Source organism: Flavicella sp. IMCC45668 (assembly GCF_057219105.1).
On record NZ_CM170114.1, the window covers coordinates 941,335 to 966,608 of the forward strand.

Genomic DNA, 25,274 nt, shown 5'->3' on the forward strand with positions numbered 1-25,274 from the left:
CTTATTCTAGTTTTCCTTCCAAATCCAATATAAAAGTATAATCTCTAGCTGTTTCTTTCAAAGCATCAAACCTACCTGACGCACCTCCATGTCCTGTTTCCATATCCGTATGCATCAACAATTTATTTGTACCTGTTGAATAGTCACGTAATTTAGCAATCCATTTTGCCGGTTCCCAATACTGCACTTGAGAATCATGCAAACCAGTTGTAATTAATAAATTTGGATACACTTGGGCAACTACATTATCATACGGAGAATATTCTTTTATATAATCATAATATTCCTTCTTTTTTGGATTCCCCCACTCGTCAAACTCACCAGTTGTTAAAGGTATCGATTCATCTAACATGGTAGAAATCACATCTACAAAAGGCACAGCAGCAAGAACCCCATTGTACAATTCAGGATTCATATTGATTACAGCTCCCATCAACAAACCACCAGCAGAGCCACCCATAGCATATAAATGCTTAGCAGAAGTATACTTGTTTTCAATCAAGAATTTACTGCAATCTATAAAGTCTGTAAACGTATTCATTTTACGCAATAACTTTCCATCTTCATACCAATCTCTCCCCAAGTACTCGCTTCCTCTGATATGCGCAATTCCATATACAAATCCTCTATCCAACAAACTTAAGCGTGTGGTACTAAAACTTGCATCTATTGTATGGCCATAAGAGCCATAAGCATATTGCAAAAACGGCGTGTTTTCATTCAACTCAGTATCTTTTCTATGAACCAAAGAAATGGCTACTTTTTTACCATCTCTGGCAGTTACCCAAACACGCTTGGATGTATAATTCTCTTTGTCAAAAGTACCTCCTAACACCTCTTGTTCTTTTTTTATTTCTTTGGATTGATCTATCATATTAAAATCAATAACAGAACTAGGTGTAGTCATTGAATTATAACCATAGCGGATAACCTCTGTATCAAATTCAGGATTCGCGTATACATAAGCAGAATAGGTTTCTTCACCAAAAGGCAAATAATAATCTTCAGATCCATCCCATTTTTTAATTCTAATCAAATTCAAACCATTTGATCTTTCTTCTAAAACCAAGTGATTTTTAAATATTGAAATATCTTCAAGCAGTACATCTTTTCTATGTGGAATTAAATCCACCCAATTTTCCTTTTCTGTATGAGAAACCGGAGTTTTCATTAATTTAAAATTGGTCGCCTTATCTTTATTGGTCAACACATAAAAATGATCCTCATAATGTGCAATGCTATATTCTAAATCACGCTCTCTAGCTTGAAACAATCTGAATTTCCCTGTTGGATTATCAGCTTCTAATAACTGATATTCCGTGGACAACGTACTATAAGATCCTATCAATAAATATTTTTGCGATTTAGATTTGGTTACATATGTACCAAAAGTTTCATCTTTTTCTTCAAAAACTAATGCATCATCATCTGTTTTGGTCCCAACTAAATGTCTTTTAATTTTCGTGCTTCTTAATGTCTCTGGATCTTTTTCTGTATAAAAAAAGGTAGCACTGTCATTTGCCCATACGGCGCCTCCTGTAGTATTTTCTATTTTATCTTCTAAAATTTCTCCAGTAATCAGGTCCTTTACATAAATAATATACTGACGTCTACTTACGGTGTCAACAGCAAAAGCCGCTTTTGTATTATCCGGACTAATGGACAATCCTCCTAGCGTATAATAATCATAACCTTCTGCCATTTGATTCACATCAAACAACAACTCTTCCTTTGCATCTAGACGTTCTTTTTTTCTCGTATAAATTGGATATTGTTTCCCTTTTTCAAATCTTGTAATATAAAAATATCCATTCTTTTTATAGGGAACTGAAGCATCATCTTCTTTAATTCTGCCTTTCATTTCCTCAAATAAATCCTTCTGAAAATCTTCAGTATGCTTTAACGCAGCTTCTAAAAAATCATTCTCCGCATTTAAATAGTCTAAAACATCTTTTGTTTGCGCGTCTGGTTCTTTTGAATTCTTTTGAGCATCAGACAAACGCATCCAATGATAATTGTCAACACGTTGATCATCATGTATTTCAAATGTTGTTGGAATCTTCTTAGCTACAGGTGCTTTCGCAGGTATTTTTGACATATTATTTTTATTACAAGAGAGCACAAAAATAAGACTTAAAAACCCGAAACCTAAATTTATTTTATACATTTATATAGATCGTTAGCTTGTATCAATACAAGTTACAATAATTGAATTATAAATACCTCAGATATGGAAAAAGATGCAGCAAATTTATTAAATGAATTAAAACTCACCCAAGTAGAAATAGTCGCTAAAAAAGAACATTTACGAACCGTATTTATTGATGGTGAATCTGGAAATGGTTTAGTAGTGGCTACAATTACCGGTAACAAACAAGTTGTAAATATTGCAATCGATTCCAGTGTTATGGATAACAAAACTGTTTTAGAAGAACATCTAATAACAGCACTCAACAATGCTTTAAGCAAAGCTTCTGATGTAAGAGAATCAGAAATAACGAAGATTAAACAACAAAGTTTCCCTTATGGCCTCGATTTTTAATTAGGCTTCAATTGCTGCTTTAGCTAAATTGTAAATCATATGAAACTGTTCTTCTCTGGAAAGCTCAGAATTGTCAATTTCAATAGCATCTTTAGCCTTTATCAAGGGAGAATCTTTACGCGATGTATCTTGAGCGTCTCTAGAAGTCACATTTTCTAAAATTGCTTCATAAGTAACCGTTTCTCCTTTTGCTAGCAATTCGTCATATCTTCTTTGCGCTCTGGTAGCTGCAGAAGCATTCATAAATAATTTCAATTCAGCCTCAGGAAACACGACGGTACCAATATCTCTACCGTCCATTACCAATCCCTTATTTACCCCCAAATTTTGTTGTATTTCAACTAATTTGCTACGTACTTCAGAAATAGCTGCCACGCGACTAACATAATTAGAAATTTCTAAAGTTCTAATTCTTGTCTCAACATTAACACCGTTTAAATGAGCCTCCGCAAAACCAACCTTTAGATTAAAAACAAAATTCAATTCTATTTGTGGTAAGAATTCAATCAATTTTTCAGCATCAACTATATTAGCATCTATACAACCATTTTCAACCGCAAATAAAGCAACCATTCTATACATGGCACCAGTATCAACATATATATAGCCTAATTTAGAGGCAAGTTCCTTTGCAACTGTAGATTTTCCTGTAGACGAAAACCCGTCTATTGCAATGATAATTCTGTTTGTATTATTCATATTCTAAAATAAATTAACCACCAAACTAAAGGTATTTGAATTGGCACTTGGATGGAATTTAGTTACTGCATAATTGAATTGAATTCTTTTCAAGTTCAAACCTAATCCATATGAAAAACCACCATAAGTATTGGTGCCGTTTATGGCCAATTCTTTAGCACGCCTAAAATTATACCCACCTCTAATGGTAATTTTTTTATCAGGAAATAGCTCAGCCCCTACTACCAAATGCCTAACAGCATTGTCTAGCGCAGAAATTTCCTCGGGATTCGAAACACCTTCTATGTCAATTTCACCATTTGAAGGGTTTGGAACTGCTACATTCCATTGTTGTAGATTTTCAATATTTACATACCATAATAAAGGTAAATGCTCTAGCTTAGAAGAGATTCCAAAATTTATTTGCAAGGGTAACTCTTCTAAAGTTCCATCGTACGATTTTAATTGTGTCCCAACATTTCTAACAACTAAACTAAATAATGTTCTTTCATTTGAATGTCGATAAAGTGCTGCAAAATCAGCAGCAATTCCAAAGGAAGAAAAAGTATCTATCAAAGAATTGATCAACTTGATATTTGCCCCCACAGTAAAATTACTTTCTTTTGAAGTATAGGCATATCCAGCAGTAATTGCCAAATCATAAGCTTTAAACTCACCGGTAATGGTTCCATCTTCATCGGCCCTTGTAAAGGAACCATAATCTAAGTATTGAACTCCGCCGTAAAACATCCCTAACTTTTCGTTTACATTGGCAGCATAACTCACAGAACCTAAAGAGATACCAGCAAGATAAGATGTGTAATTTACCGCAAATTGATTATTCATAGAAGCATCCAACATGGCGGGATTCCATAAAGGCATGTTAACATCTCCCTCAATAGTATTCGCTGCACCACCAACACCCAACTGACGTGCAGATGAAGGAAGGTTTAAAAAACTATATACCTTTTCCCCACCTACTTGAGCGTATGAGCAAAGACAAGATAAAAAAGTTACGGTTAACAGTAGTTTCTTCATTAAAAATTTAACATCAATAGAGATACTAAACAAGAACGTAAAAATACTACAATATTTTAAACCACACAGAAAAATAATTGAAGTTAATCTCAATTCATACATATAAAATTCTAGGATTTAGACTCGTTTAATCTCTCTAATTTATTCAAAAAAGAACTATTTTTGCAACATGAATCATAAAGATACCATTATTGCTTTAGCAACGGCCTCAGGGGTTGGTGCCATTGCTGTTATTCGTTTATCAGGACCCGAAGCTATCCAATTAGTCTCAGCTAATTTTCAATCTATAAAAAACAATAAATCATTAACAGACCAAAAGTCACATACGTTGCACTTGGGTCATATTATGGATGGAACTCGGACTATAGATCAAGTATTAGTTTCTGTATTTAAAAACCCGCATTCGTATACCGGTGAAGATACAATTGAGATTTCTTGTCATGGTTCTACTTATATACAACAAGAAATAATACAATTATTCTTAAAAAAAGGTTGTAGAATGGCTGATGCAGGTGAATTTACCTTACGAGCTTTTTTAAATGGTAAATTAGATTTAAGTCAGGCAGAAGCTGTAGCTGATTTAATTTCTTCTGATTCTGAAGCTTCTCATCAAGTAGCCATGCAGCAAATGCGAGGTGGTTTTTCTAACGAAATACAGTTGTTAAGAGAACAGCTTTTAAACTTTGCTTCTTTGATAGAATTAGAATTAGATTTTGCAGAAGAAGATGTTGAATTTGCGGATAGATCTGAGTTTAAAACTTTAATTGAAAGAATTCAGTTGGTGTTAAAACGTTTGATTGATTCTTTTGCAGTCGGTAATGTTATAAAAAACGGAATTCCAGTTGCTATTGTTGGTGAACCAAATGTTGGTAAATCTACCCTATTAAACGCTTTACTTAACGAAGAGAGAGCCATTGTTTCTGATATCGCTGGAACTACTAGAGATGCGATAGAAGATGAAATAATAATCGACGGTGTTACCTATCGTTTTATTGATACTGCTGGGATTAGAGAAACATCAGATGTTGTTGAAAATATTGGAATTCAAAAAACCTTTGAGAAAATAACCCAAGCTCAAGTAGTGATTTATTTATTTGACTCAGAGAAATATAAGATCAAGAGTGATATTTTGAAACTTGAATTAGAAGTCATTAAAAATAAATATCCACAAAAGCAGTTGATCATTATCGCAAATAAGGCAGATAAGATAACTGACAAAGAACGTTCAAATATTGAAAGTGAAATACCTGAAATAATAAGTATCTCAGCAAAGGAAAAATCAGGTATTGAAACCTTGACCAATGAATTGACAAAATTGGTGAATATGGGGGCTTTGAATAATAATGATACTATTGTAACCAATTCACGTCATTATGATGCATTATTAAAAGCCTTAAATGAAATAAACAAAGTTGATGAAGGTACACAATTAGGAATTTCTAGCGATTTGTTAGCTATAGATATTCGAGAAGCCTTGTACTATTTTGGTTTGATTACTGGTGAAGTTACCAATGATGAATTATTAGGGAATATTTTTGCGAATTTCTGTATTGGAAAATAGAACCACACAAATGCATACGGGAACTGAGGGAGAAAGAGAGTTGCAAAGACAACAAGGGACAAGTAGACGAGCGACAAAATTTTACGATTCTCAAATGAAAGATCAGCTTAGTAATAAAATGAAAGCTTTGATTGATCGTCAAGAAATGTTTTTTATCGCTACCTCTGATGCGAATGGCAATTGTGATTGCTCTCCTAGGTTCGGTCAACAAGGATTCATTAAAGTTTTAGATGACAAAACATTGGCCTATCCTGAATACAGAGGAAACGGTGTTTTCGCAAGTTTAGGAAATATCTCGGAAAACCCTCATATCGGAATTGTGTTTGTTGATTTTTTTGATTCTACCGTTGGCTTGCATGTGAATGGTGCAGCCAATAGTTATAAAGATTATGAAATTCCAAAAATATACCAAGAACGAATATTAGAGTTTTCAAAAAATATTCTGGTCCCCATAGAACAATGGGTTATTGTAAATATTGATGAGGCATATATACACTGTTCTAAACATGTTCCTAAATTAGAAAAAAAAGTAAAAAAGATTCATTGGGGTACTGATAGCAACAAGGAAAAGGCAGTAGACTTTTTTGAGGTTTAGGTGATAAAAAACATCTCGTTGAAAACTCAAAAAATATTCATTTAAATAAAAAAAGCCAGTGACTTTTGTCGCTGGCTTTTCATTTTCTTATAATTTGACTATTTTTTTTAGAAGGCGATTATTTCCATCACTGATCTCAATAAAATAGACCCCCGGTCTTAGCTTAGTTGTGCTTATCGTTGTATCAATTCTTTCCGTTAAAATCGATTTTTTTTCAAAAACCAAAACACCATTTATATTCACCATTCTTATAAAAACCTCATTTGTTAGGTCAATGCGGTTTAGGCTAATACAGATTTTTTCTTTAAACGGGTTAGGATAAATTAAAATATTACTAAGAAAATCTTCCTTCTCAATACTTAAAGCATCATTATCATTTTTGCTGTCTTCAGATTTTAAGAAAGTCGTTTCCAAAGATGACCCCGCATTAAAAACCCTTTCCTTCCACCAATTATTTTTTCCTTCCCAAGCACCGATAGCAGGATCTGCCTCTACCGTTACACCTGCCACAACAATTCCTCCTGAGTTATATTCCGATCCCGATTTCAATCTTAAATCACCTAAATCTACATCTACAAAATGATCCGCTCCTGTAGCCACTGTTTTATTTTTTGCAGTAACAATAGTATAGTTCAAAGGAGCTTTAGCAGCTTCTTGGGTAAATGTATATAAATCTGTTTCCGAAATACTATTAGCACCAGCACTCAACAAGTATCCTTTGCCTTGCATCATAATATTATTTTTGAATTGTAAGTCATTTACACCTCCACCATCATGCTGCCAAAAGGTTAGAAAATTATCATAGTTCCAACAACTATTGTTGTAATAATACATTTTTCGAGTTAGGTTTCTATTTCTAGGCCCTAAGTACATCACGTCTCCTTTACTCTGAGTTTCTATCGGTAGTCCGTTACTTTGTAGCCTTTTACTAACATAAGTATCTCCTTTAATGTTATATATTAAATTATGATGCACCGTGTAATTATCCACATCCTCTAAATACAAAGCCACCACCTTTTGTCTTTTATAAATAGGATCTGTATCATACGCCGGAATACCTGAAATATCATGAATCTTGTTATAGGCTATCAATGTTCCTTGCATATTCAATTGTTCTGATTTACCAGTACTTGTAAACATTATAGAACCTGCATCCTCTCCCATTGCCATAGCTTGGTAAAAATCATTATCAACAATTTTCGCATAAACAGATTCCGTTGTTCTTATATGAAATCGAGCGCATCTACCAAAAGTATTTTTTGTCATTTGCGTATTATTCCCGTTGTTATAAACGGCAATTGTAAATTGTCCCATCCATCCAATATCCTCAATCCTGCAATTAGTAATTACAGTATTATCAGAACCTGATTCTATAATAATACCACTCCCCCATGTATGAGCAATATAACAAGTATCAAAGGTTGTATTATCTGCATTATCAAGCATGATACCTTCTTTTAAAACACCATAGGTTCTTCTATAATGATGAGGTAATAAATACGTGAAAGAACAATTTTTAGCTGTAAATCTTTTTGCATTTTCCACTTGCATCGTTGCGGCTTTGATATTGATGTTTTCTAACAGAATATCATCTGAAGTTACCTTTATGGCAAACTTTCTTTTTTTAATTTCAAAATTTTTGCCTTCCATACTACCTCCTTCTGGCATATAGTAAATAGTATTAGCCTTACTTTTATAAAACCACTCTCCTGGATAATCTAACAAAGACAAATCCATTACATATCCAAATCCTTCTGGCGCTGAATAGGCTGCTTGATCACCCCAAGCATTTCCTTGTGTATTATATGCCTTAAACTCAACAAGTCTATCTCCAGAACGGCTAATTTCTCCGCCATCTTGGGAACTGGAAAATATATTATTTCTTAATTTCCCAATAAACCCTCTTAGTATGGCCTCATCAGAAAAACTAACATTTGGAATCTTTTGTGTTCCATCATGCCATGAAAAAGTAACTTTTGATTTTGCATGCTGTCCTGTTGGTTTACTACCGTTTAACAAAACTGCAAATCCACTTTTCTGATTCAGGGGATTTAACATTTCCCTATTAGTTCCAGATACATAGGTTTGATAATCAGATATATTGTTTGGATGACGCGCAATTTGTTGATGAATGCCATTTACAAACAATTGGGTATAATCTGTTTCAACCTCATTACTATTAAGGGTCATCTTAAAAACCCCCGGACGAGAACTATCTTCATCCCAACTGGAACCAGCATACCAATTAGCACCAGATATTACAACATAATCGTTATTAAAAGCCTTAATCGTAATCCCAGGAACATTGGCTGTTACCGTTTCTCTATATGTCCCAGCATGTACTATCAATACATCACCTGAATGGATTAAACTATGTTGAAAAACATAATTAATTGTTTTATAGGGTAAGTTCTCAGAACCTCTCCCTGATTTAGCATTTATTCCTGTTTTTGCTACATGAATTTCATTTGCAAAACTTATGTAATTAAAACAAAAGCAGAACAATACAATAAACCTTAATTCTAAGGCCTTTTTTGGTTTAAGTTTCATTTATATTGGTTTTGGTTAGTTGCTTTAAAACTAATACTTAAGTGAATATCTCAACAAAACAAATGGTAGAAATCGGCTTCTATATATATTAAGTATAAAACTAACCACATGAATTTCAGAAAATTGAGACAACTCAAAAATCATGTATAAGTATTTATCTAGTCCTAACACTCTTTATTTAGTATAATCAACATAGCAATCACAAAAGATTAACACACAACATATATAAAACTACTCTTCATAAATTAACAACACATAAAGAAATGATACAATAGAATCTAGTTCATTAAGCTAGTCCAAGTTCAAAACCTCTACCACACACGAAACTCAAACAGTGCACTTTAACATGCTAAAAGAAAAACAGTTAAAGATATTTTAACCAAAAAATCTTAATTTTTCTCCTCAAAATTGACTAACTTATAGTATTGCTAACATAATCAACCTAAAAAATCATGAAAAAGATTAAACTTATTCTAGGGACTCTGTTACTGTTTGTAATATCATGTGACAAAGAAAATGATGCAATCAACACAAATAATGAAGATTTAATTTGTGAGAATTGCAATATTCAAGTAACCAAGGACAACAGTCGTATTTCTCATTACAATCAAGAAGTAGGTCTACTTCCTGTGGGCAATCAAGCCTCAAAAAGTGAGGCTTCGGCTAACAGTGTTGAATTGACGTTAAATGCCATAGTTGATCCATTGTATGTAACACATGCCGGTGAAAACGTTTTGTTAAATGCCAATCATGTGGATGTAAAAAATAAAAGAATCGCAGCATCTTACAGTTTAATTGGGGCTCCTTATTCTGGTGCGGTGGATATTATAGAAGCGCCGGAAGGTGAATTTCCGAATCTTGCTGGAACTTTACTACTACCCGACAGGGATGTTGACGCCGTAGACTTCATCAATAGAAACCACTTATTAGTCGGTGGTGGTTTTGATGCTGAAGTTCACTATGGAGGAAATCATCCTTCTTTTTTGGGTAGATATCAAATTAAAGTTAATGAAGAGACTGAAGAACTCAGTTTAACAGAAAATACTTTATATCATTCAATTTTTGGAAATAAACTTAGAAATATAAAAACCGTTAATGGTATCATAACAGGTTCTGGTGGTGGTAATTCAGGAATCATTTTTGCTTATAATGAAAAGGATAACACTATTATTGAACATACTTCTGGAGAAACACAGGGTTTGTATATACTTGACACCTCTATCGAAGAAGAAGGTAAAAATTATAAATTTGTTGCCCTGACTTATAACAACATAGATAATTCTTTAAAAGCTTTTTATTACGATATATTAAAAGAAACTGATATCATGACTTATAGCTATGCTGTTACGTTAGGCAGCTATCCTAATACAGATGTAGAAGCTAAACATAGTATTTATGCCATCCAAAAAGATTATTTAATTGCAAGTTTAGGAGCTGAAGGTATTGCTGTTTTTAAAATCCAAACCGATGAAAATCTAGAAAAATCAGCTATTTTGACGCAACAACTTAAATCTGAATTATTAAACCCGAACAATTCATCTCATGTGGTGAACTCCTTCGTTTATAAAAGTAAAACTTTTTATGTTGCTGCTGGTGGTGCAGGTTTCTTTTTAATTGATTACAATACTACACAAAATCAATTCAAAACATCATTTTCTAAGGTAGAATTACCTGAAGGAGAATCTGTAAACAGTGTTGCTATCAGTGACAACAATCTATTAATTGCCTCTACAAGAGGGGTTAGCATCTACACCATTACAGAACTAGAATAGATATTATAGCATGTAAAACAAATAAGTTTGGATGCGCCCTTTACCTTCTCCAAGGGTTATGGAAGCTAATTCAACTTTTTCAACACATTTAAAATTAAAGGGTGGCTTTAGAATATCTAAGCCACTCTTCTTTTTTATTCGAATACCTTGTCCAGAAATGATATCCAAATTAGGAATATAATTACCGTTAGGAACATGTTCTGTTAATATGATATATTTATACTTTTTAATTTTTTGTAAAATACGAATAACCTCAGCATTCGATAAATGCTGCAAAACTTGTCTAATAATCAAACAGTCTGCCATGGGCAAATCGTCCTTTACAATATCTAAAGTGACAAACTTTAATTTTTCTGATTGGAACTTCAATTTATTATGCTCGATTAGTTCCGGAACAATATCTACTGCTATATATCTCTTTGTTTTATGAACGAGCTGTTTTCCTATATTAAAATCACCACATCCCAAATCACAAACTGAAATTGCTTCTTCAAATGAATCTAGAAATTCAGAAACGTCCTTAAGGTAAGGACTAATAATACTGGTTTCGTGCGAACCTTCTCCTGAATAAAATACATCACCGTTATCACCCCACAATTTATTTCTATAAATTTGTGCCATTGCCTTATCAGTGGGCCAAGGAGTTTTATTTCTTTTTGAAGACATGTTTTAATTAATGATGCATTTTTATCTTACAAATGTAAAACTATCTAAACAAATCCCCCTAGAGCGCCTAGCAAATAAAATTCATAAAAAAAGTATCTATATTACTATAGATACTTTTTACTAAACTCAAACCTAATTACATGGTTACGAAACTCCAAACCTGTCCAATAGAATTCGCGCCATTTGAATCTTTTACATCTACTTTCCAAAAATAATTTTCAGCGGAAATGGTAACAACTTCCAAAAAAGAATCACTTATATCTGTAGCTATTTTTTCTAAATTGTCTTTTGAAGTCCCCAGATAAACATCAAAAATCAATGCGTCATTGTCTAAATCCATTGCTGACCATTCTAATCTAATGGTTCCAGCTGTTAACGAACTATGCTGCTCTGGTGCTACCAGTTCGGCTGCAAAAGGAACATGGTTTTCAATCCCATCAGCTTCAGTATAGAAACTATTTATTGATGAAAACTCACCACTAGCTTCTTCCTCGTCCATGGACTTAACACGCCAATAAAAACCTTGATTTTTTGTTAGCGTAATCTCATTGCTTGTACCCTTAACTGTTTCTTGATGATATACATTTGTGAAATTAACATCAGTAGCCACTTGAAACAAATAAGAAACTGCATCCCCTTCACTATCAATCGATGGACTCCAATTAAAAACTAATGACAAATCAGTACATACTTCATTGTTCGATGGACTTAATAAACTTGGAACACTAGGAGCTGTATTCTTGTCATCTTCTGGTTCAGTAGAATCACTACCGCAAGACACTAAAATTACAAATGCAAAAAAACTATATATATAATTCTTCATAATTTATTCTTTAATTATTTTTAAAATTACCGGTTCATTTAAGTTAAGTTTTATGTAATAAACTCCTTTTGCGTTATTTCCTAAACTAAACTTTAAAACATTATCTTCTATGGATTCATTTTTAGAGTGAACCAACTTCCCAAAGGCATTAAAAACCTCAACAAACAAAGATTTTTTTTCAGAAGTAACTCGTATAGAAACATCTGATGTAATTGGATTTGGAAATACTTCTATCTGTTGAAATAAATTAATCTTTTCATATACAACACCCTCACACTCATTTTTTGTATTTATTTCAAGTACATCTCCATCTTGGGTAAATAAACTAATATTCTTTTCAGAAGTCACTAAAACAGTTTCACCATTTTTAAATACAGAATAAGGTGCTGTTCCCGAAATAATTTCAATATTAGAATGGCTAGCACCTGTTGATATTTTAGCATTAATCTGCGTAGCTGAACTTATTTCTACTGTATAACATTGTGAATAACTTTCACTTTCTACTTCTATACAAAGTTCATAGGTTCCTGGCTCTAAGTCAACAATCTGGCATTCTTTACCTAAAAATTCATACTCAGTTCCATCCAACAATGCGGTGTACACCAAATTTTCTTTTGCAGTAATTTCAATAGCTCCATTATGTTTATCTTCACAAGATTCTCCTATAGACTTTATTGTAAAATTATCAGAAGGAAGACTAAAACTCAAAGGGCATCCATTTTCATCAACTTCCGTATCTAAAGGAGTGTTGTCGCACAAATCCATATCATCCTTTATACCATCTCCATCACTATCCTCAATCACTGAAGTTTCTTTTGATTTATAAAACTCAATTTCTTTTATCGTATTCCAATCACTTGGTCGGGCTGGCTGCCCAAACCCAATAACCTTTACATATCTTACATCAGGGATAGGACTCGTTAAAATATAGCTTTCAAACTCACCTGTTGAATTACTTACAAGATTACCTGAATTATTTCCTTGATCAGAAAAGGCATTGATAAAATCTCCTGAATCTGTTCCTGTTGACGACACCCAAATTTGAAATTCATACGTTTTACCACTAGTCGTAGCAAAATCAACTAATCCCAATTCAAAAGCCCCTCCTAAATTATAAACAATTTCACCAGGTACCCCTTCACCAGACCACTGAGTGTCAAAATTTTTATCTAAACTATTGCTTGCTATATTGTTTTTAGTATCTGTTATTTCTTCATGAAAAACGGATGCTACCGTAACTAAATCACCTTCACTTCCATCATTAATCAACGTAAAACTTGATCGAGGGTCGGCAGCTCCCTGTGATACAGTCAAAGTTTTAACAATATCATCACCTCCTTGAACTTCAGAAAAAGTTATCATTCCGCTTCTAGCGGTAAAAGAAGTATTTTCTGATGCCGTAACTGTTACAGTTCCATTTTCCGAACCAGAACCAGGATCCACAGAAAGCCAATTGTCATCTGTACCCACTGTCCATTCAACATTCGCAGATACTGAAACATTTTTACTACCTCCTTCTGATGAAAAACTATCTATGGTTCCGATAGACAAATAATTACCAGGCTCAGGAACTACGATAGTACAATCACCATCAGTTATGTTTGCCCCGGAATAATCGACAAAACATGCCCCGATGCCATATCCAACCATAGCATCTGTTGTAGGTTGGTAACTTCCCATATTTGCCCCTTTTCCAGAGGTATTTGTAAACGTAAAAATCTCACCACTAACTGTTGCTATAATTCCATTATCTTCACTAAAGCCTGCATTACTTACACCTAAAGTTGTCCCTTGAAACACGTTACCAGAATAACTTAATGCGGTTCCTAAATTGGAATATTCACCAGAAATGACTTCTGAAATGTTTGAATCACCGTCTTCGAAATAAATTAAATTATCGTTAACGGTTCCTAACGGATCTGTCGAACCTTTGTCAGTATTATAAAACAAAGGAGCATTGGTGTTTATTATCGTATTGTTAGAAACATCAATATTTTCTGTTTTTTGATAACCATTGGAAACATTTGTAGATGTACATGCCACAGCATGGTTTGCGGAACCACCAATAAAAGTAATTCCATTATTCCACTTTGCTTGATTTTCAACGGCAATACAATCTTGAATATAATTATTTCTTATTGTGTGTTCACTATCTGTAATTCTGATTCCCCCAGTACCATCAATATCTTCACCTAAAAAATAATTTTGATTTACTGTAGCATGTGAACCATGACGCAATACCAAAGAACCTCTACATCTTCTAAATGTATTATTATAATAAGTATTGTTTTTACTTTTATTCGTAATTATTTCATTTTCACCATCAGCTTGAACAAAATAATTATTACTGACCGTGGCACCAGAATTTACCATTTGGTACTCGCTAGTTCCAATTCGAATAGTCTCACTATCCCCCGCATTACTTAAAGAGGAGTCCATTTTTTCAAAATTAAAAAAATAGTTATTACTAATCGTATGTCCAACCAATTCGCAACTATTATTAACTTCTTCCTCACCATCCTCCACATTAGGAAAAGCATTGTAAGAATACTCGGCTAAAACAAGCGCTCCTGCAGTTGTTTTATTCATAAAAGAACAATTGATAACCGTATTATAAGTACCGTACAATACAATCCATCTATGTTTGGTTATCTGACCATCTGCCAAATCTTCAGCAAGTTCAGAAGGTTCGGCAGCTAATCCATCTATTACACAATTTTGAATTGTACTGTGGTGCGCATAATCATAACCATTCCTAAACTCAATAAAATTACTCGCGCCATATCCTCCTTTCCAGTGAAAACCATCAACTATCAAATACTCACCTGTGGCATTTATCCCATCATCTGATTCTCCCCCAATTGTTAATCTTGGTCCTCCTGTAAAAATTACTCCACCTGGTGTTTCAGCACGTAATACAACTGGATTCTCGGCTGTACCAGAACCGAGAAACCGAATTCGTTCATCGGTACTATAGGTACCATTTTTTAAAATAATTACATCTCCGGGTTGATAGAATACATTCCTAACATCCTCTGGATCATCAATTTCATAGGTTTTGTTTTGTGTTTTTACGGATAAGGATACACAAATAAAAATAAGCAATAAAAGGTTGTTTTTGCTTACAAATAATTTTTTCATAATACTGGTTTTTGGTTATCCAGTATGGTTTACCAAACTGGAAAACCAAAAGTATTAAAAAAAATCAAATTTACAAATGTTAAATTTCAATAAATAAAAACCTGATTGTGTGAAAGATAATTTGATTGTTATTACATACCACAGTGTACTTAAAATAATAACCTTAATTGAAATACCCTTAATTCCTATTTATATAAACAAGCTTTCAAGTAAAAAGTAAATACTAATCAATATAATATAGTTATAAAGATAATAAGGATAGAACGTAGCAGAGACTTTTTATTTTCTCTAAACATTCTATCCTTAATATTTTGAAGATGTTTTGCAGTGGCCTTTCTCTCTAATTTTTTTTTATGAGGTAACCATCTCTGCTACAACACCAAATCTCATATTTTTTTAGGCTAAAATCAAACTTTATAAAATAGTAAAAGGTTAACGCAAATCAAATATTTTTAATCCTTATGCTTCAACTGTTCTTGTAATACTTGTTTGAATACTGAAATGGGTTGTGCACCTGTAACAGCACTTCTTCTGTCAAATACAACAGTGGGAACAGAATTTACACCCAAACCTTTCCAATAATTTTGTGCTTCTGACACTTCTCTTCTTTTCTCTTCAATATCTAATTGTTTTAAAGCATCTGCAGCATCTAAGCCTACATCTATTAACGCTTGTTCCAACACCGCTCTTTTTGAAACATTTTTTCCTTCACTAAAATAAGCTGTCGTCAAACGCATATTTAAAGCTGTTTGTTTCCCAAAATTTTTCGCATATTCTAACAACACATGGGCTTCAAATGTGTTTACAATTTTCATTCTGTCAAAATAATCAAACTTAAATCCTAAATCCTCACCTGCTTCTACCAACATATTTTTTGATGCTTCCAGCTGCTCTTCCGAAGAACCATATTTTTCAGTTAAATGTTCATTTAAATCTTGTCCTTCTAACGGCATGTTTGGATTCAATTCAAATGGTTGCCATTCTATTTCAATTTTATCTTGAACACCTAATTCTTCTATTGCTTTTTCTAAACGCTTATAGCCAACGGTACACCAAGGGCAAACAACATCAGAAACTATATCTATCTTTAACTTTTCTTTCATAATATTCTTTCTATAAGGATTAGATATGTCGGACTGCCAATCTTTTTCTTACAACAATCTCTAACATTTAAAATTAGTTTATTTTTGAGCTTTTCCTAAAAAAACAACAATTTTTTACTCAATATGGTTTTAGAAATTATTTATGAAGATGCCTATTGCATCGCAATTCATAAACCTAATAATATGTTGGTTCATCATTCTACAATGGCGAATAATAAATTAGAAGAAAAATCTATGGTTCAACTTCTACAAACCCAGTTAGAGCATAAATATTATCCAGTTCATCGATTAGATAGAAAAACTTCTGGAATCATTTTATTTTCAAAACAAAAGGAATTTGTCTCAAAATTTCAAGCTCTTTTTCATAATAATCAAATTGAAAAAATTTATATGGGACTCGTTAGAGGCTTTATTCCTGAAGCTGGTAAAATTGACAGTCCTGTTAAAGGAAGAGATGCAAATACACATAAAGATGCGCTTACCTATTATGTAAGAAAAAAAACATTTGAAATACCAGTCAAAGTTGGACCTTATGAAAAATCCCGTTACAGCCTTGTTGAATTAACCCCCAAAACAGGCAGATTACATCAATTAAGAATCCATATGAATAAAATTAGTCATCCGCTTATTGGAGACTCAAAGTACGGAGATCGCTTTCACAATCGTATGTTTGAAAATGAATTCCAAAATGAAGCCATGTTTCTGCATGCAAAAACCTTATCTTTCATTCATCCATTTACTGAAGAAGCTATTGAATTGGAAACTGATTTTCCTGAGAATTGGAAACGAGTTATAAATATAATTTCAACTATATTATAATAAAAGAGGTGCCTTAAAATTAAAACACCTCTTAAAATATCTCTTGAAAGATTCTTTTTAATCTCAGTCAAGCATAATTATATTTTTATGATTTGTTGCTTAACTCCACCATTTACCTCAAGGTAATAAACACCTGACGGTAACTCTGAAATATCTATTTTTTCTTTTGATCCAAATTCAAGTACTACTTTTCCAACAGAATTCGAAATAGAAACTTGTCCATTACCTCTATTAGCTACTGTCAATATCCCTTTTGTTGGGTTTGGATAAATATTAGAGTCTTTTTTCAATTCCTGTTCTGTACTTGCAACAGCAGCTTCTATTGTAATTGGTATTTCCGCTGCTCCACTCGCCCAAGTGTCTTGGTTATTTCTGAACCCAACGCGTAAAACATGTGTAGTACCATCAGGAAGGTCAGCAGAAACAAAATTTGGTACAGTCCAGGATACAGCAGCTGTACCATCATGAGTACCACCTGTTGAAGAATCATTATTCCCAGCTACCCATTGATAATCATTACCCGTTTTTTCTGAGATTGAAAATTGAACATGAGCTGAGTTCGTTCCTCCTACGGTATAATCCACTAACCCTGAAGAATTCCCTGCATCATACGTAGCAGATAAATTGAATGGATCTCCTACCGTAAGCACAGCATTGTCATTCGGTTTAGTTACCCATGCTGTAGTAGGAGCTACTTCACCAGCAATCAAAATAACAGGAATATCATCTGCACCACTAGCCCATGAATCATTACTATTTTGCATCACAACTCTAATAATGTGTATTGTTCCTGCAGGTAAATCTGCAGATAAAGTAGTGTTTGGAACTGTCCAATTTAATGTAGATGTACCTGAATGACTACCTGTCGATGTAGTTTCATTAAATCCTGAGACCCAATCTCTCATATAAGGGTCTCCTTCGGTTCCAGTTCCTGTTCTTGTCTGCAAACTATATTGAATAGCGCTTAAATTCGATCCTCCAACCACATAATCTGTACTTCCTCCATCATCACCCGCATCAAAAAGAGTTTCTAATGTTAGAGGATCACCTAAACCTAAAGATTGATTTTCTGTTGGTGCTGTCTCCCATGCTAAGGTTTGAGCATATCCATAAGAACCAACAACTAACAAAATTGTGAAAAGTAATTTTCTCATCATATTTTATAATTTAAATTAATAGAAACTTAAATTAAAAATATTTTTTCTAAAATAAAAACACTACTCTACCCATTTCGTCTAAATGAACAATTCTAAACAAAAGTTTAGCTAATTAAACCCTAATCCCTAAAAAAACTTCATATTTAAGTAATTTTAAACTTTAAGAAGACTATTTCCCTTGCCAGCCAGCCTTTTCCATTTTTCGCAACAGTTTTGAGACCAACTCAGAATTTTCAGCTGCAATATTTTTAGTTTCATTTGGATCCTCTAAATGATCATATAATTCAATGAATAAAGGTTCTTCCTTTGGTTTTCTTCGATCTTTCCAAACAATGGTTCTATACCTATCTGTACGCATGGCATATCCCATTACGAACTCCTCAAATGTTTTCCTATCCCACTTATCTCCCATTTGAGCGGAAATTCTATCCTCTATCTTTACAATTAAAGGAGCATAAAATGCAGTTCTAAAAGGAGGAGTAAAAGGACGCGCCGCCCACTCTCTTAATGCTGGTGTAGGAAATATACTAAACGCGTTTTCACGCCATTTTTTTGTTGGGTTTTTCAATAAAGGAACCAAACTAGTCCCCTCTAGATGTTCAGGCTTATCCAAAGCTGCCAAGTCGCAAAGTGTTGGGAAAACATCAACTAACTCCACAAGCGCCTCCGATTTTTGACCCTTAACTTTCTTCGATACCTCCGGAGCTACAATAATAAATGGAACTTTGGTTGCAACTTCATAATTTGTAGCTTTCCCCCAATAGCCCATTTCTCCTAAATTAAAACCATGATCAGACCATAATACAATAATGGTGTTTTCATATTGACCGGATTCTTTTAAGGCTTCTATCATCATCCCAATCTGAGCATCAATGTAGCTAGTACATGCATAATAGCCATGTCTTAACTTTTTCTGCAAATCTTCTGAAAACTCTTCTGTTTTTGGCATGTCTGCTGCAACACGAACCTCCATAGACTCAGATAAGCCAATTGCAGCACCATTTATTGGAGCATTCGAATGACTTGCCAAAGCAATTAAATTTCTATCATACATGTCCCAATACTTCTTTGGAGCAATCCAATCTAAATGTGGTTTCTTAAATCCTAACCCTAAAAACCATGGTTTTTCATTTTTAACCAATTCATGCAACGTAGCAATTGCTGCTTTTGTATTATAACCATCTTCGTAAGTATCATCGGGTACATCCGCACATTCGGTTACTGGTCCCTTCGCTAACCAATTTTCTCTAATTACCTTAGCTCCATATCGTTTTTCTAGAGCTATTTTATTCGCCATATACATATCTTGACTTTCTTTCAAAGCATACCCTCCTTTGGTTTCAGGGGCGTCTGCACTTCGTTGTGGCTTTACTGCTTTTCTAGACCACGACATTTCATCATCTGTATATTTACCATGAAAAACTTTTCCGGTATAAACTGTTTCGTACCCATTTTCTTTAAAATGCTGAGGAATCGTAACAATGCTCGGAACATTTGCTCTAAAATCTTGAAATAAATCTGTTACATTAATCGTTTCCGGTCGTGCACCTGTCATAATACTTGCTCTTGAAGGACCGCAAATTGCCTGCTGACAATATGCTCTAGAAAACATAATTCCACTTTCAGCTAACTTGTCTATATTTGGAGATTTCACCACATTAGAACCATAACATCCAAGCTCTGTTTTAAGGTCATCTACAGCAATAAATAAAACATTTTTCTTTTGTTTTTGTGCATATCCAAAGAAGATTGAGCACAATACCACCAAATAAAGTAATTTTTTCATATTCAATTATGATCTAAAAAATAATAGTTTTGTAACAAAAATAAACACTTAGAGGAGTTAAATTTGGTGAAAAATTACCAAAGACCAGTTCTATATTATCTAACACATCAAATTATATTTTCAATCCCTCATACAGTTTTCTAAAAATATTTAGTTTTAATTTGCATCGGTACTAAACCCCCTATTATGTCGAATCCATTATCCTTAACAGTTTTTAAAACCAAACTTGAAACCAACAAATATATTTTAGTAGACCTTAGACATCAAAATGACTTTATCGAAAAACATGTTCCAAATTCACTTTTTGTTGGTATTGATGGACCTTTTGAAAAATGGATACAACTTGTGGTACCCAATAAAAATGCCAGGCTTTTGCTTGTTTTACCACAAGATAAAATCACCTCCTGCTTAGAAATCTTAAAAACCTTAGGATATACAAATATTATTGGTTTTTTGGAAGGAGGAATTTCTAACTGGAGTAAATTTCACAAGACCGATACTATAAAATCCATATCCCCAAAGGAATATAAATCCTTCAAAGAAAACACCAAATCCATTTCCGTTGATGTAAGAAAAGAATCTGAATTTGAAAAGGATCACATCCCGAATAGCTCACTGATACCGTTAAAAATTGATAAAGATTTTCTGTCTAACTTTATAAATTCCAATCACTATTTTCTATTTTGTGGTGGCGGCTATAGAAGTGTCATTGCCATTTCCTACTTAAAGAAAAATGGTAAACAAAATTTTACCAATATTGAAAAAGGATTCAAAGGAATAAGAGAAGTTATAAGCGATATTATTTGATATCGTTAAAACTAATTTATTGACCTTTAAACCCAATGTTTGTATATTTACTTTAAAACCTAATTCTTATGAAAAAAACATTCTTTACAATTGTTCTTTTATTTAGTGCGCTTTCCTATGCACAAAATGATACAAAAACCACTACTATATCTCCTGAAGAAGCAAATAAAATACAACAAGAGACCTCGGCTAATCAAGGAAACGTCCCCCCTGACACTCAAGTTCAGCAACCTAGTCAAACTCCAGAAAACAATACAACCACAGAAAACAAGAATACAAGCTCCAAACAAGCTAAAAACGAAAATCAAAAAAAATCTGCTGTTCCGTTTATTAAGAAATTTTATTTTGGGGGAACATTCGGAGCTACTTTTGGAAACTACACCTCTATCACCGTTGCGCCTACTGTAGGATATAGATTAAGACCTTCTGTTTATACTGGTTTGAAAGTTTATTACACGTATTCTTCTCAAAAAATACAGGGTGAAAAATACGACTACCATAATTATGGATTTGGAACCTTTTTAAGATGGTTTGCCTTTAGTGACCTATACCTTCATGTAGCCCCCGAAGTATTTAGCTACGAATATTTAACCGTTGATAACAATAGCAATGTAACCTCAAGAAAGGAATGGGTACCTTATTTATGGGCAGGAGCCGGAATAAGAAAAAGAACAAGCAAAAGATCTTGGGTATCGGTACATGTACTTTTTGATTTGTTGAATGATAAAAATTCCCCATACGAACAGTGGGAGCCCAATTTAGTTATAGGAGCAGGAACCAGTTTTTAAAAATCAAAAAAGCGGCAAAACTTTAAAAAGTTGCCGCTTTAATTTTTTTATTTCTATTTATTAAAATAGAAATCAATTTTATATGATTTCCGTATTAATGTATTATTCTGTTTTTCACCAAACCGTACAAAAAGGTTCCCATTAAAGCACCTAAAATTACTACGACTATTGAAAATACTCCCTTACCTAACAAAATAAAAATAGGTCCTGGGCATGCCCCTACCATCGCCCATCCCAAGCCGAATATTGCTCCACCAAACAAATACCTAGGAATACTAAACGTTTTAGGTACAAACAGTACTTTATCTCCATTGGTCCCCCTCATCTCCATGCGCTTCATTATTTGAACCATCACAACACCAATAGCAACAGCGGAACCAATTACGCCATACATATGGAAAGATTCAAAACGGAACATTTCATATATTCTATACCATGAAATTATTTCTGCCTTGCTTAATACGATACCAAACAAAACACCTACTAATAAAAACTTTAAATACCTCATTCTCTTTTCTTATAAAATATATGGCAATACCATATGTGTCATTATCAATCCTCCAATAAAAAAACCTACAACGGCTATTAACGAGGGTACTTGTAAATTACTCAATCCGCTAATTGCATGTCCGGATGTACAACCACCTGCATATCGGGTACCAAAACCGACCAATATACCTCCGGTAAGTAAATACAACCAGCCTTTAACTGTCAACAAAACATCGATACCAAAAATGCCTTGGGGCATATAAGCCTCTCCAATATTTGTAAATCCTAATTTTGCTAAAGAAGCTATTGTATTAGGATTCAGACTAATTTCATGGGAAGACGTTAAGAAATTATGAGCGATATACCCTCCTATCATTGCTCCAGCAACAAAAATTAAATTCCAAATTTGAGTTCTCCATTCAAATTTGAAAAACTCCGCATATCTGCCTGCTCCTGCCAAGGAGCACATAGTTCTAAGATTTGAGGAAACCCCAAAAGATTTTCCAAAATATACTAACAATCCCATTACAAGTGCAATCCCCGGGCCTGCTACATACCATGGCCAGGGTTCTAAAATTATTTCCATTTTATTATTTTTAATTATATGTCCTATTGATTCTATTATTTACGCCAATTCTTTTCTAAAAACACCAAAAACAAAATCCTGTGTCGTTCCAAAAGGTGTTATATGCTTGTGGGATTCTAACCCGATGCTGTGAAAAAATGGCTGAAAAAAAATTTTCATCGTTTCTAGAGAATACTGCTGTACCTCTAAACCACTACATTTTTTGGGGCCCGATTTTGAAAAGGTTCCAACAACAATATTTTTGGCAACAGTCGCAACCAACTGCAAATATTTCTCCTGATCAACCGGTGAGGTTAAGAAATGAAACACAGCACGATCATGCCATAAATCATAAACTTCTAATGTTTTAAACTTATTAATATCCTCAACTATCCAGATTACTTTATCCGCAAGTTCCCCCAATCTAAGTTTTGCTTTTTCCAATGCTTTTTCAGAAATATCAAGCACAGTAATATTACTATACCCTAACTTTAAAAGCTCATCTACGAACAAACTATCACCACCACCTATGTCAATAATTTTAGCCGTTTTAGGCAACTTTAATTTCGCAATTAATGATAGAGAAATATCTTGCGTAAGTTGTGTCCAGCTAACTTCTTGAGGAGACTTTGTTTTATATACATTTTGCCAATGTTCCTTTAAATCAAAAACCATTAATTCTTTATTTTTCCTATAGCACAACTCACATATGATTTTGCCTTTCTAGATATTGTATTTTTTTCACCTGCAATAGGATAACCTATTTCTGAAAGTACTTTTATCACCATCTGTAACTGTGTATCTTCTAAATATTCAAAAGATAAAGTAGAAACATTCACATCAACTGAAACTGAAGAGATGCCTTCTATTTTCATTATTTTCTTGGTAATTGAAGAGGCACAACCTCCACATTTCAAATTCTGAATTTCAATATTTGCTTCCATAATTATAATGTTGATGGACATACAAAGTCCGTTGTTTTAATACCCGTTCCTTTAAGCGCCCCAAAACCTCCAGAAATATCAATCGGATTATGAATACCTCTACTTTTAAGAATTGATATAGCTATCATACTTCTGTATCCTCCAGCGCAATGCACATAGAAATCCTCCATTTCGGGAAATGATTGTAGATAATCATTTAACTTATCCAAAGGTGCATTGGTTGCATTTTCCAATCTTTCTGACAAAAACTCTGATTCCTTTCTAACATCGAAAATGTTTACTTCTTCTTTTATTTCTGCAAAAGATTCCGCTGAAATACTCTTTACTGAGTCGTGTTCTTTACCTGCTGCCATCCAAGCTTCCATACCACCATTCAAACAACCAAGTGTATTATCAAAACCTACCCTTGACAAACGAGTAATAGCTTCTTCCTCCTTACCTTCAGGCGTAATTAATAATAGCGGTTGTTTAACATCCCCTATCAAAGCGCCAACCCAAGGAGCAAATCCACCGTTTAACCCAATAAAAATAGCGTTTGGAATATGTGATTTAGCAAACTCATCTTGAGTCCTTACATCTAAAATCAATGCTTCTGAATCATTCGCTATTTTTTCAAATTCGTCCGGTTCTAGCGCATGAGATCCTTCTTTGATAATTTCAGAAATATCAGAATATCCCTCTCTATTCATTTTTACATTTAGAGGGAAATATACTGGCGGAGGCAATAACCCTAAAGTAACTTCTTTCACAAATTCGTCTTTTGTCATATCAGACCGCAGAGCATAGTTGTTGCGTTTTTGATCGCCTAGTACACCTACTGTTTCTTTACTCATATTTTTACCACAAGCAGAACCAGCACCATGTCCTGGATATACTAAAACATCATCTGGTAAGGTCATAATTTTCTGACGTAGACTATCAAACAATGTCTCAGCTAGTTCTTCCTGTGTCATACCCGTTGCATTCTGAGCTAAATCTGGTCTTCCCACATCTCCTAAAAAAAGAGTGTCACCACTAAAGATTGCATGCTCCTTTCCATTTTCATCAATCAACAAAAATGTAGAACTTTCCATAGTATGCCCTGGTGTATGCAAAACTTTTATTTGCACGTTCCCTAAAGGAAATATTTCGTTGTCTTTTGCTTTATACGATTCAAAAGAAGTTTCCGCATTGGGACCATATATAATTTGCGCTCCTGTTCTTTCTGCAAGTGTAACATGACCACTGACAAAATCCGCATGAAAATGAGTTTCGAAAATGTATTTAATTTTTGCATTATTCTTATTTGTAAGAGCGATATATGGCTTTACTTCTCTAAGAGGATCAATGATAGCTACCTCACCCGCACTTTCAATATAATAAGCTCCTTGAGCTAAACAACCTGTATAAATTTGTTCTATTTTCATGATAATTCGTTTTGTATTACAAAGATACTTTCGCTTAAAATTCC

22 protein-coding genes are annotated in these 25,274 nt (G+C 33.7%); 7 read left to right on the forward strand and 15 right to left on the reverse strand.

Going from position 1 to position 25,274, the window contains the following annotated elements:
• Nucleotide 1: 1 nt before the first annotated feature.
• Complete coding sequence (locus AC2DZ0_RS04430; protein WP_484643923.1) at nucleotides 2–2,098, reverse strand: S9 family peptidase; 2,097 nt, start codon at nucleotides 2,096–2,098, stop codon at nucleotides 2–4.
• A 132-nt stretch (nucleotides 2,099–2,230) separates the two neighbouring features.
• Between AC2DZ0_RS04430 and AC2DZ0_RS04435 the strand changes: the two genes are divergently transcribed.
• On the forward strand, nucleotides 2,231–2,542 hold the full coding sequence (locus AC2DZ0_RS04435; RefSeq protein WP_484643925.1) for a YbaB/EbfC family nucleoid-associated protein: 312 nt from the start codon (nucleotides 2,231–2,233) through the stop codon (nucleotides 2,540–2,542).
• Here the strand turns inward: AC2DZ0_RS04435 and cmk are convergent, their stop codons facing one another.
• Together cmk and porQ are read right to left on the reverse strand one after the other, a co-directional pair.
• The gene (gene cmk / locus AC2DZ0_RS04440; RefSeq protein WP_484643927.1) at nucleotides 2,543–3,241 is read right to left on the reverse strand and encodes a (d)CMP kinase; all 699 of its coding nucleotides are present in this window, start codon (nucleotides 3,239–3,241) and stop codon (nucleotides 2,543–2,545) included.
• Between the two features lie 3 nt (nucleotides 3,242–3,244).
• Entirely contained in the window at nucleotides 3,245–4,258 is a 1,014-nt protein-coding gene (porQ, locus tag AC2DZ0_RS04445; protein ID WP_484643929.1) for a type IX secretion system protein PorQ, read from the reverse strand.
• Between the two features lie 169 nt (nucleotides 4,259–4,427).
• On the opposite strand from porQ, the gene mnmE reads away from it, so the two are divergent.
• Nucleotides 4,428–5,819, forward strand: a complete 1,392-nt coding sequence (mnmE, locus tag AC2DZ0_RS04450) for a tRNA uridine-5-carboxymethylaminomethyl(34) synthesis GTPase MnmE (protein WP_484643930.1) — start codon at nucleotides 4,428–4,430, stop codon at nucleotides 5,817–5,819.
• A gap of 10 nt (nucleotides 5,820–5,829) precedes the next feature.
• Nucleotides 5,830–6,414 (forward strand): pyridoxamine 5'-phosphate oxidase family protein, encoded by a 585-nt coding sequence (locus AC2DZ0_RS04455; RefSeq protein WP_484643932.1) that lies wholly within the window; start codon nucleotides 5,830–5,832, stop codon nucleotides 6,412–6,414.
• Nucleotides 6,415–6,501: 87 nt separating this feature from the next.
• Here AC2DZ0_RS04455 and AC2DZ0_RS04460 read toward each other — a convergent pair whose 3' ends face one another.
• Nucleotides 6,502–8,964, reverse strand: coding sequence for a right-handed parallel beta-helix repeat-containing protein (locus tag AC2DZ0_RS04460; protein ID WP_484643933.1), 2,463 nt, complete (start codon nucleotides 8,962–8,964; stop codon nucleotides 6,502–6,504).
• 452 nt (nucleotides 8,965–9,416) lie between these two features.
• Here AC2DZ0_RS04460 and AC2DZ0_RS04465 point away from each other — a divergent pair, with 452 nt between their 5' ends.
• A complete protein-coding gene (locus tag AC2DZ0_RS04465; protein WP_484643934.1) occupies nucleotides 9,417–10,736 on the forward strand; it encodes a hypothetical protein in 1,320 nt (439 codons plus the stop codon).
• A 3-nt stretch (nucleotides 10,737–10,739) separates the two neighbouring features.
• Here the strand turns inward: AC2DZ0_RS04465 and AC2DZ0_RS04470 are convergent, their stop codons facing one another.
• From AC2DZ0_RS04470 to AC2DZ0_RS04485, 4 genes are all read right to left on the reverse strand, one after another.
• Nucleotides 10,740–11,402 (reverse strand): methyltransferase, encoded by a 663-nt coding sequence (locus AC2DZ0_RS04470; protein ID WP_484643936.1) that lies wholly within the window; start codon nucleotides 11,400–11,402, stop codon nucleotides 10,740–10,742.
• Between the two features lie 136 nt (nucleotides 11,403–11,538).
• Nucleotides 11,539–12,225: a hypothetical protein gene (locus AC2DZ0_RS04475; protein WP_484643938.1), complete on the reverse strand. Its 687-nt coding sequence runs from the start codon at nucleotides 12,223–12,225 to the stop codon at nucleotides 11,539–11,541.
• 3 nt (nucleotides 12,226–12,228) lie between these two features.
• Nucleotides 12,229–15,366 carry a chondroitinase-B domain-containing protein gene (locus AC2DZ0_RS04480; RefSeq protein ID WP_484643939.1) on the reverse strand — a complete coding sequence of 1,046 codons (3,138 nt, stop codon included), beginning with the start codon at nucleotides 15,364–15,366 and terminating at the stop codon, nucleotides 12,229–12,231.
• 452 nt (nucleotides 15,367–15,818) lie between these two features.
• The gene (locus tag AC2DZ0_RS04485; RefSeq protein WP_484643941.1) at nucleotides 15,819–16,469 is read right to left on the reverse strand and encodes a DsbA family oxidoreductase; all 651 of its coding nucleotides are present in this window, start codon (nucleotides 16,467–16,469) and stop codon (nucleotides 15,819–15,821) included.
• 123 nt (nucleotides 16,470–16,592) lie between these two features.
• Between AC2DZ0_RS04485 and AC2DZ0_RS04490 the strand changes: the two genes are divergently transcribed.
• Complete coding sequence (locus tag AC2DZ0_RS04490; RefSeq protein ID WP_484643942.1) at nucleotides 16,593–17,288, forward strand: pseudouridine synthase; 696 nt, start codon at nucleotides 16,593–16,595, stop codon at nucleotides 17,286–17,288.
• A gap of 77 nt (nucleotides 17,289–17,365) precedes the next feature.
• Here the strand turns inward: AC2DZ0_RS04490 and AC2DZ0_RS04495 are convergent, their stop codons facing one another.
• The gene (locus AC2DZ0_RS04495) at nucleotides 17,366–18,445 is read right to left on the reverse strand and encodes a T9SS type A sorting domain-containing protein (RefSeq protein ID WP_484643944.1); all 1,080 of its coding nucleotides are present in this window, start codon (nucleotides 18,443–18,445) and stop codon (nucleotides 17,366–17,368) included.
• A gap of 169 nt (nucleotides 18,446–18,614) precedes the next feature.
• On the reverse strand, nucleotides 18,615–20,231 hold the full coding sequence (locus AC2DZ0_RS04500) for a sulfatase (RefSeq protein ID WP_484643946.1): 1,617 nt from the start codon (nucleotides 20,229–20,231) through the stop codon (nucleotides 18,615–18,617).
• Nucleotides 20,232–20,417: 186 nt separating this feature from the next.
• Between AC2DZ0_RS04500 and AC2DZ0_RS04505 the strand changes: the two genes are divergently transcribed.
• Together AC2DZ0_RS04505 and AC2DZ0_RS04510 are read left to right on the forward strand one after the other, a co-directional pair.
• Nucleotides 20,418–21,038 (forward strand): rhodanese-like domain-containing protein, encoded by a 621-nt coding sequence (locus AC2DZ0_RS04505; protein WP_484643948.1) that lies wholly within the window; start codon nucleotides 20,418–20,420, stop codon nucleotides 21,036–21,038.
• Between the two features lie 68 nt (nucleotides 21,039–21,106).
• Nucleotides 21,107–21,826: a hypothetical protein gene (locus tag AC2DZ0_RS04510; protein ID WP_484643949.1), complete on the forward strand. Its 720-nt coding sequence runs from the start codon at nucleotides 21,107–21,109 to the stop codon at nucleotides 21,824–21,826.
• A 94-nt stretch (nucleotides 21,827–21,920) separates the two neighbouring features.
• On the opposite strand, the gene AC2DZ0_RS04515 is transcribed toward AC2DZ0_RS04510, so the two are convergent.
• From AC2DZ0_RS04515 to AC2DZ0_RS04535, 5 genes are read right to left on the reverse strand one after another with little or no spacing between them, the layout of a single operon-like run.
• Complete coding sequence (locus AC2DZ0_RS04515; protein ID WP_484643951.1) at nucleotides 21,921–22,334, reverse strand: DUF6691 family protein; 414 nt, start codon at nucleotides 22,332–22,334, stop codon at nucleotides 21,921–21,923.
• 9 nt (nucleotides 22,335–22,343) lie between these two features.
• Nucleotides 22,344–22,901, reverse strand: a complete 558-nt coding sequence (locus AC2DZ0_RS04520; protein WP_484491828.1) for a YeeE/YedE family protein — start codon at nucleotides 22,899–22,901, stop codon at nucleotides 22,344–22,346.
• 39 nt (nucleotides 22,902–22,940) lie between these two features.
• Nucleotides 22,941–23,555 (reverse strand): class I SAM-dependent methyltransferase, encoded by a 615-nt coding sequence (locus AC2DZ0_RS04525; RefSeq protein WP_484643953.1) that lies wholly within the window; start codon nucleotides 23,553–23,555, stop codon nucleotides 22,941–22,943.
• On the reverse strand, nucleotides 23,555–23,824 hold the full coding sequence (locus tag AC2DZ0_RS04530) for a heavy-metal-associated domain-containing protein (protein ID WP_484491830.1): 270 nt from the start codon (nucleotides 23,822–23,824) through the stop codon (nucleotides 23,555–23,557). Before AC2DZ0_RS04530 ends, AC2DZ0_RS04525 begins: the two co-directional genes overlap by 1 nt.
• Before the next feature lie 2 nt (nucleotides 23,825–23,826).
• Nucleotides 23,827–25,230 (reverse strand): MBL fold metallo-hydrolase, encoded by a 1,404-nt coding sequence (locus AC2DZ0_RS04535; RefSeq protein WP_484643955.1) that lies wholly within the window; start codon nucleotides 25,228–25,230, stop codon nucleotides 23,827–23,829.
• Nucleotides 25,231–25,274 lie beyond the last annotated feature (44 nt).

Excerpts from the sequence above, each read along its gene's own strand:
- AC2DZ0_RS04430 (WP_484643923.1), bottom strand. The coding sequence starts at position 2,098 with ATGTCAAAAATACCTGCGAAAGCACCTGTAGCTAAGAAGATTCCAACA.
- AC2DZ0_RS04435 (WP_484643925.1), top strand. The coding sequence starts at position 2,231 with ATGGAAAAAGATGCAGCAAATTTATTAAATGAATTAAAACTCACCCAA.
- cmk (WP_484643927.1), bottom strand. The coding sequence starts at position 3,241 with ATGAATAATACAAACAGAATTATCATTGCAATAGACGGGTTTTCGTCT.
- porQ (WP_484643929.1), bottom strand. The coding sequence starts at position 4,258 with ATGAAGAAACTACTGTTAACCGTAACTTTTTTATCTTGTCTTTGCTCA.
- mnmE (WP_484643930.1), top strand. The coding sequence starts at position 4,428 with ATGAATCATAAAGATACCATTATTGCTTTAGCAACGGCCTCAGGGGTT.
- AC2DZ0_RS04455 (WP_484643932.1), top strand. The coding sequence starts at position 5,830 with ATGCATACGGGAACTGAGGGAGAAAGAGAGTTGCAAAGACAACAAGGG.
- AC2DZ0_RS04460 (WP_484643933.1), bottom strand. The coding sequence starts at position 8,964 with ATGAAACTTAAACCAAAAAAGGCCTTAGAATTAAGGTTTATTGTATTG.
- AC2DZ0_RS04465 (WP_484643934.1), top strand. The coding sequence starts at position 9,417 with ATGAAAAAGATTAAACTTATTCTAGGGACTCTGTTACTGTTTGTAATA.
- AC2DZ0_RS04470 (WP_484643936.1), bottom strand. The coding sequence starts at position 11,402 with ATGTCTTCAAAAAGAAATAAAACTCCTTGGCCCACTGATAAGGCAATG.
- AC2DZ0_RS04475 (WP_484643938.1), bottom strand. The coding sequence starts at position 12,225 with ATGAAGAATTATATATATAGTTTTTTTGCATTTGTAATTTTAGTGTCT.
- AC2DZ0_RS04480 (WP_484643939.1), bottom strand. The coding sequence starts at position 15,366 with ATGAAAAAATTATTTGTAAGCAAAAACAACCTTTTATTGCTTATTTTT.
- AC2DZ0_RS04485 (WP_484643941.1), bottom strand. The coding sequence starts at position 16,469 with ATGAAAGAAAAGTTAAAGATAGATATAGTTTCTGATGTTGTTTGCCCT.
- AC2DZ0_RS04490 (WP_484643942.1), top strand. The coding sequence starts at position 16,593 with ATGGTTTTAGAAATTATTTATGAAGATGCCTATTGCATCGCAATTCAT.
- AC2DZ0_RS04495 (WP_484643944.1), bottom strand. The coding sequence starts at position 18,445 with ATGATGAGAAAATTACTTTTCACAATTTTGTTAGTTGTTGGTTCTTAT.
- AC2DZ0_RS04500 (WP_484643946.1), bottom strand. The coding sequence starts at position 20,231 with ATGAAAAAATTACTTTATTTGGTGGTATTGTGCTCAATCTTCTTTGGA.
- AC2DZ0_RS04505 (WP_484643948.1), top strand. The coding sequence starts at position 20,418 with ATGTCGAATCCATTATCCTTAACAGTTTTTAAAACCAAACTTGAAACC.
- AC2DZ0_RS04510 (WP_484643949.1), top strand. The coding sequence starts at position 21,107 with ATGAAAAAAACATTCTTTACAATTGTTCTTTTATTTAGTGCGCTTTCC.
- AC2DZ0_RS04515 (WP_484643951.1), bottom strand. The coding sequence starts at position 22,334 with ATGAGGTATTTAAAGTTTTTATTAGTAGGTGTTTTGTTTGGTATCGTA.
- AC2DZ0_RS04520 (WP_484491828.1), bottom strand. The coding sequence starts at position 22,901 with ATGGAAATAATTTTAGAACCCTGGCCATGGTATGTAGCAGGCCCGGGG.
- AC2DZ0_RS04525 (WP_484643953.1), bottom strand. The coding sequence starts at position 23,555 with ATGGTTTTTGATTTAAAGGAACATTGGCAAAATGTATATAAAACAAAG.
- AC2DZ0_RS04530 (WP_484491830.1), bottom strand. The coding sequence starts at position 23,824 with ATGGAAGCAAATATTGAAATTCAGAATTTGAAATGTGGAGGTTGTGCC.
- AC2DZ0_RS04535 (WP_484643955.1), bottom strand. The coding sequence starts at position 25,230 with ATGAAAATAGAACAAATTTATACAGGTTGTTTAGCTCAAGGAGCTTAT.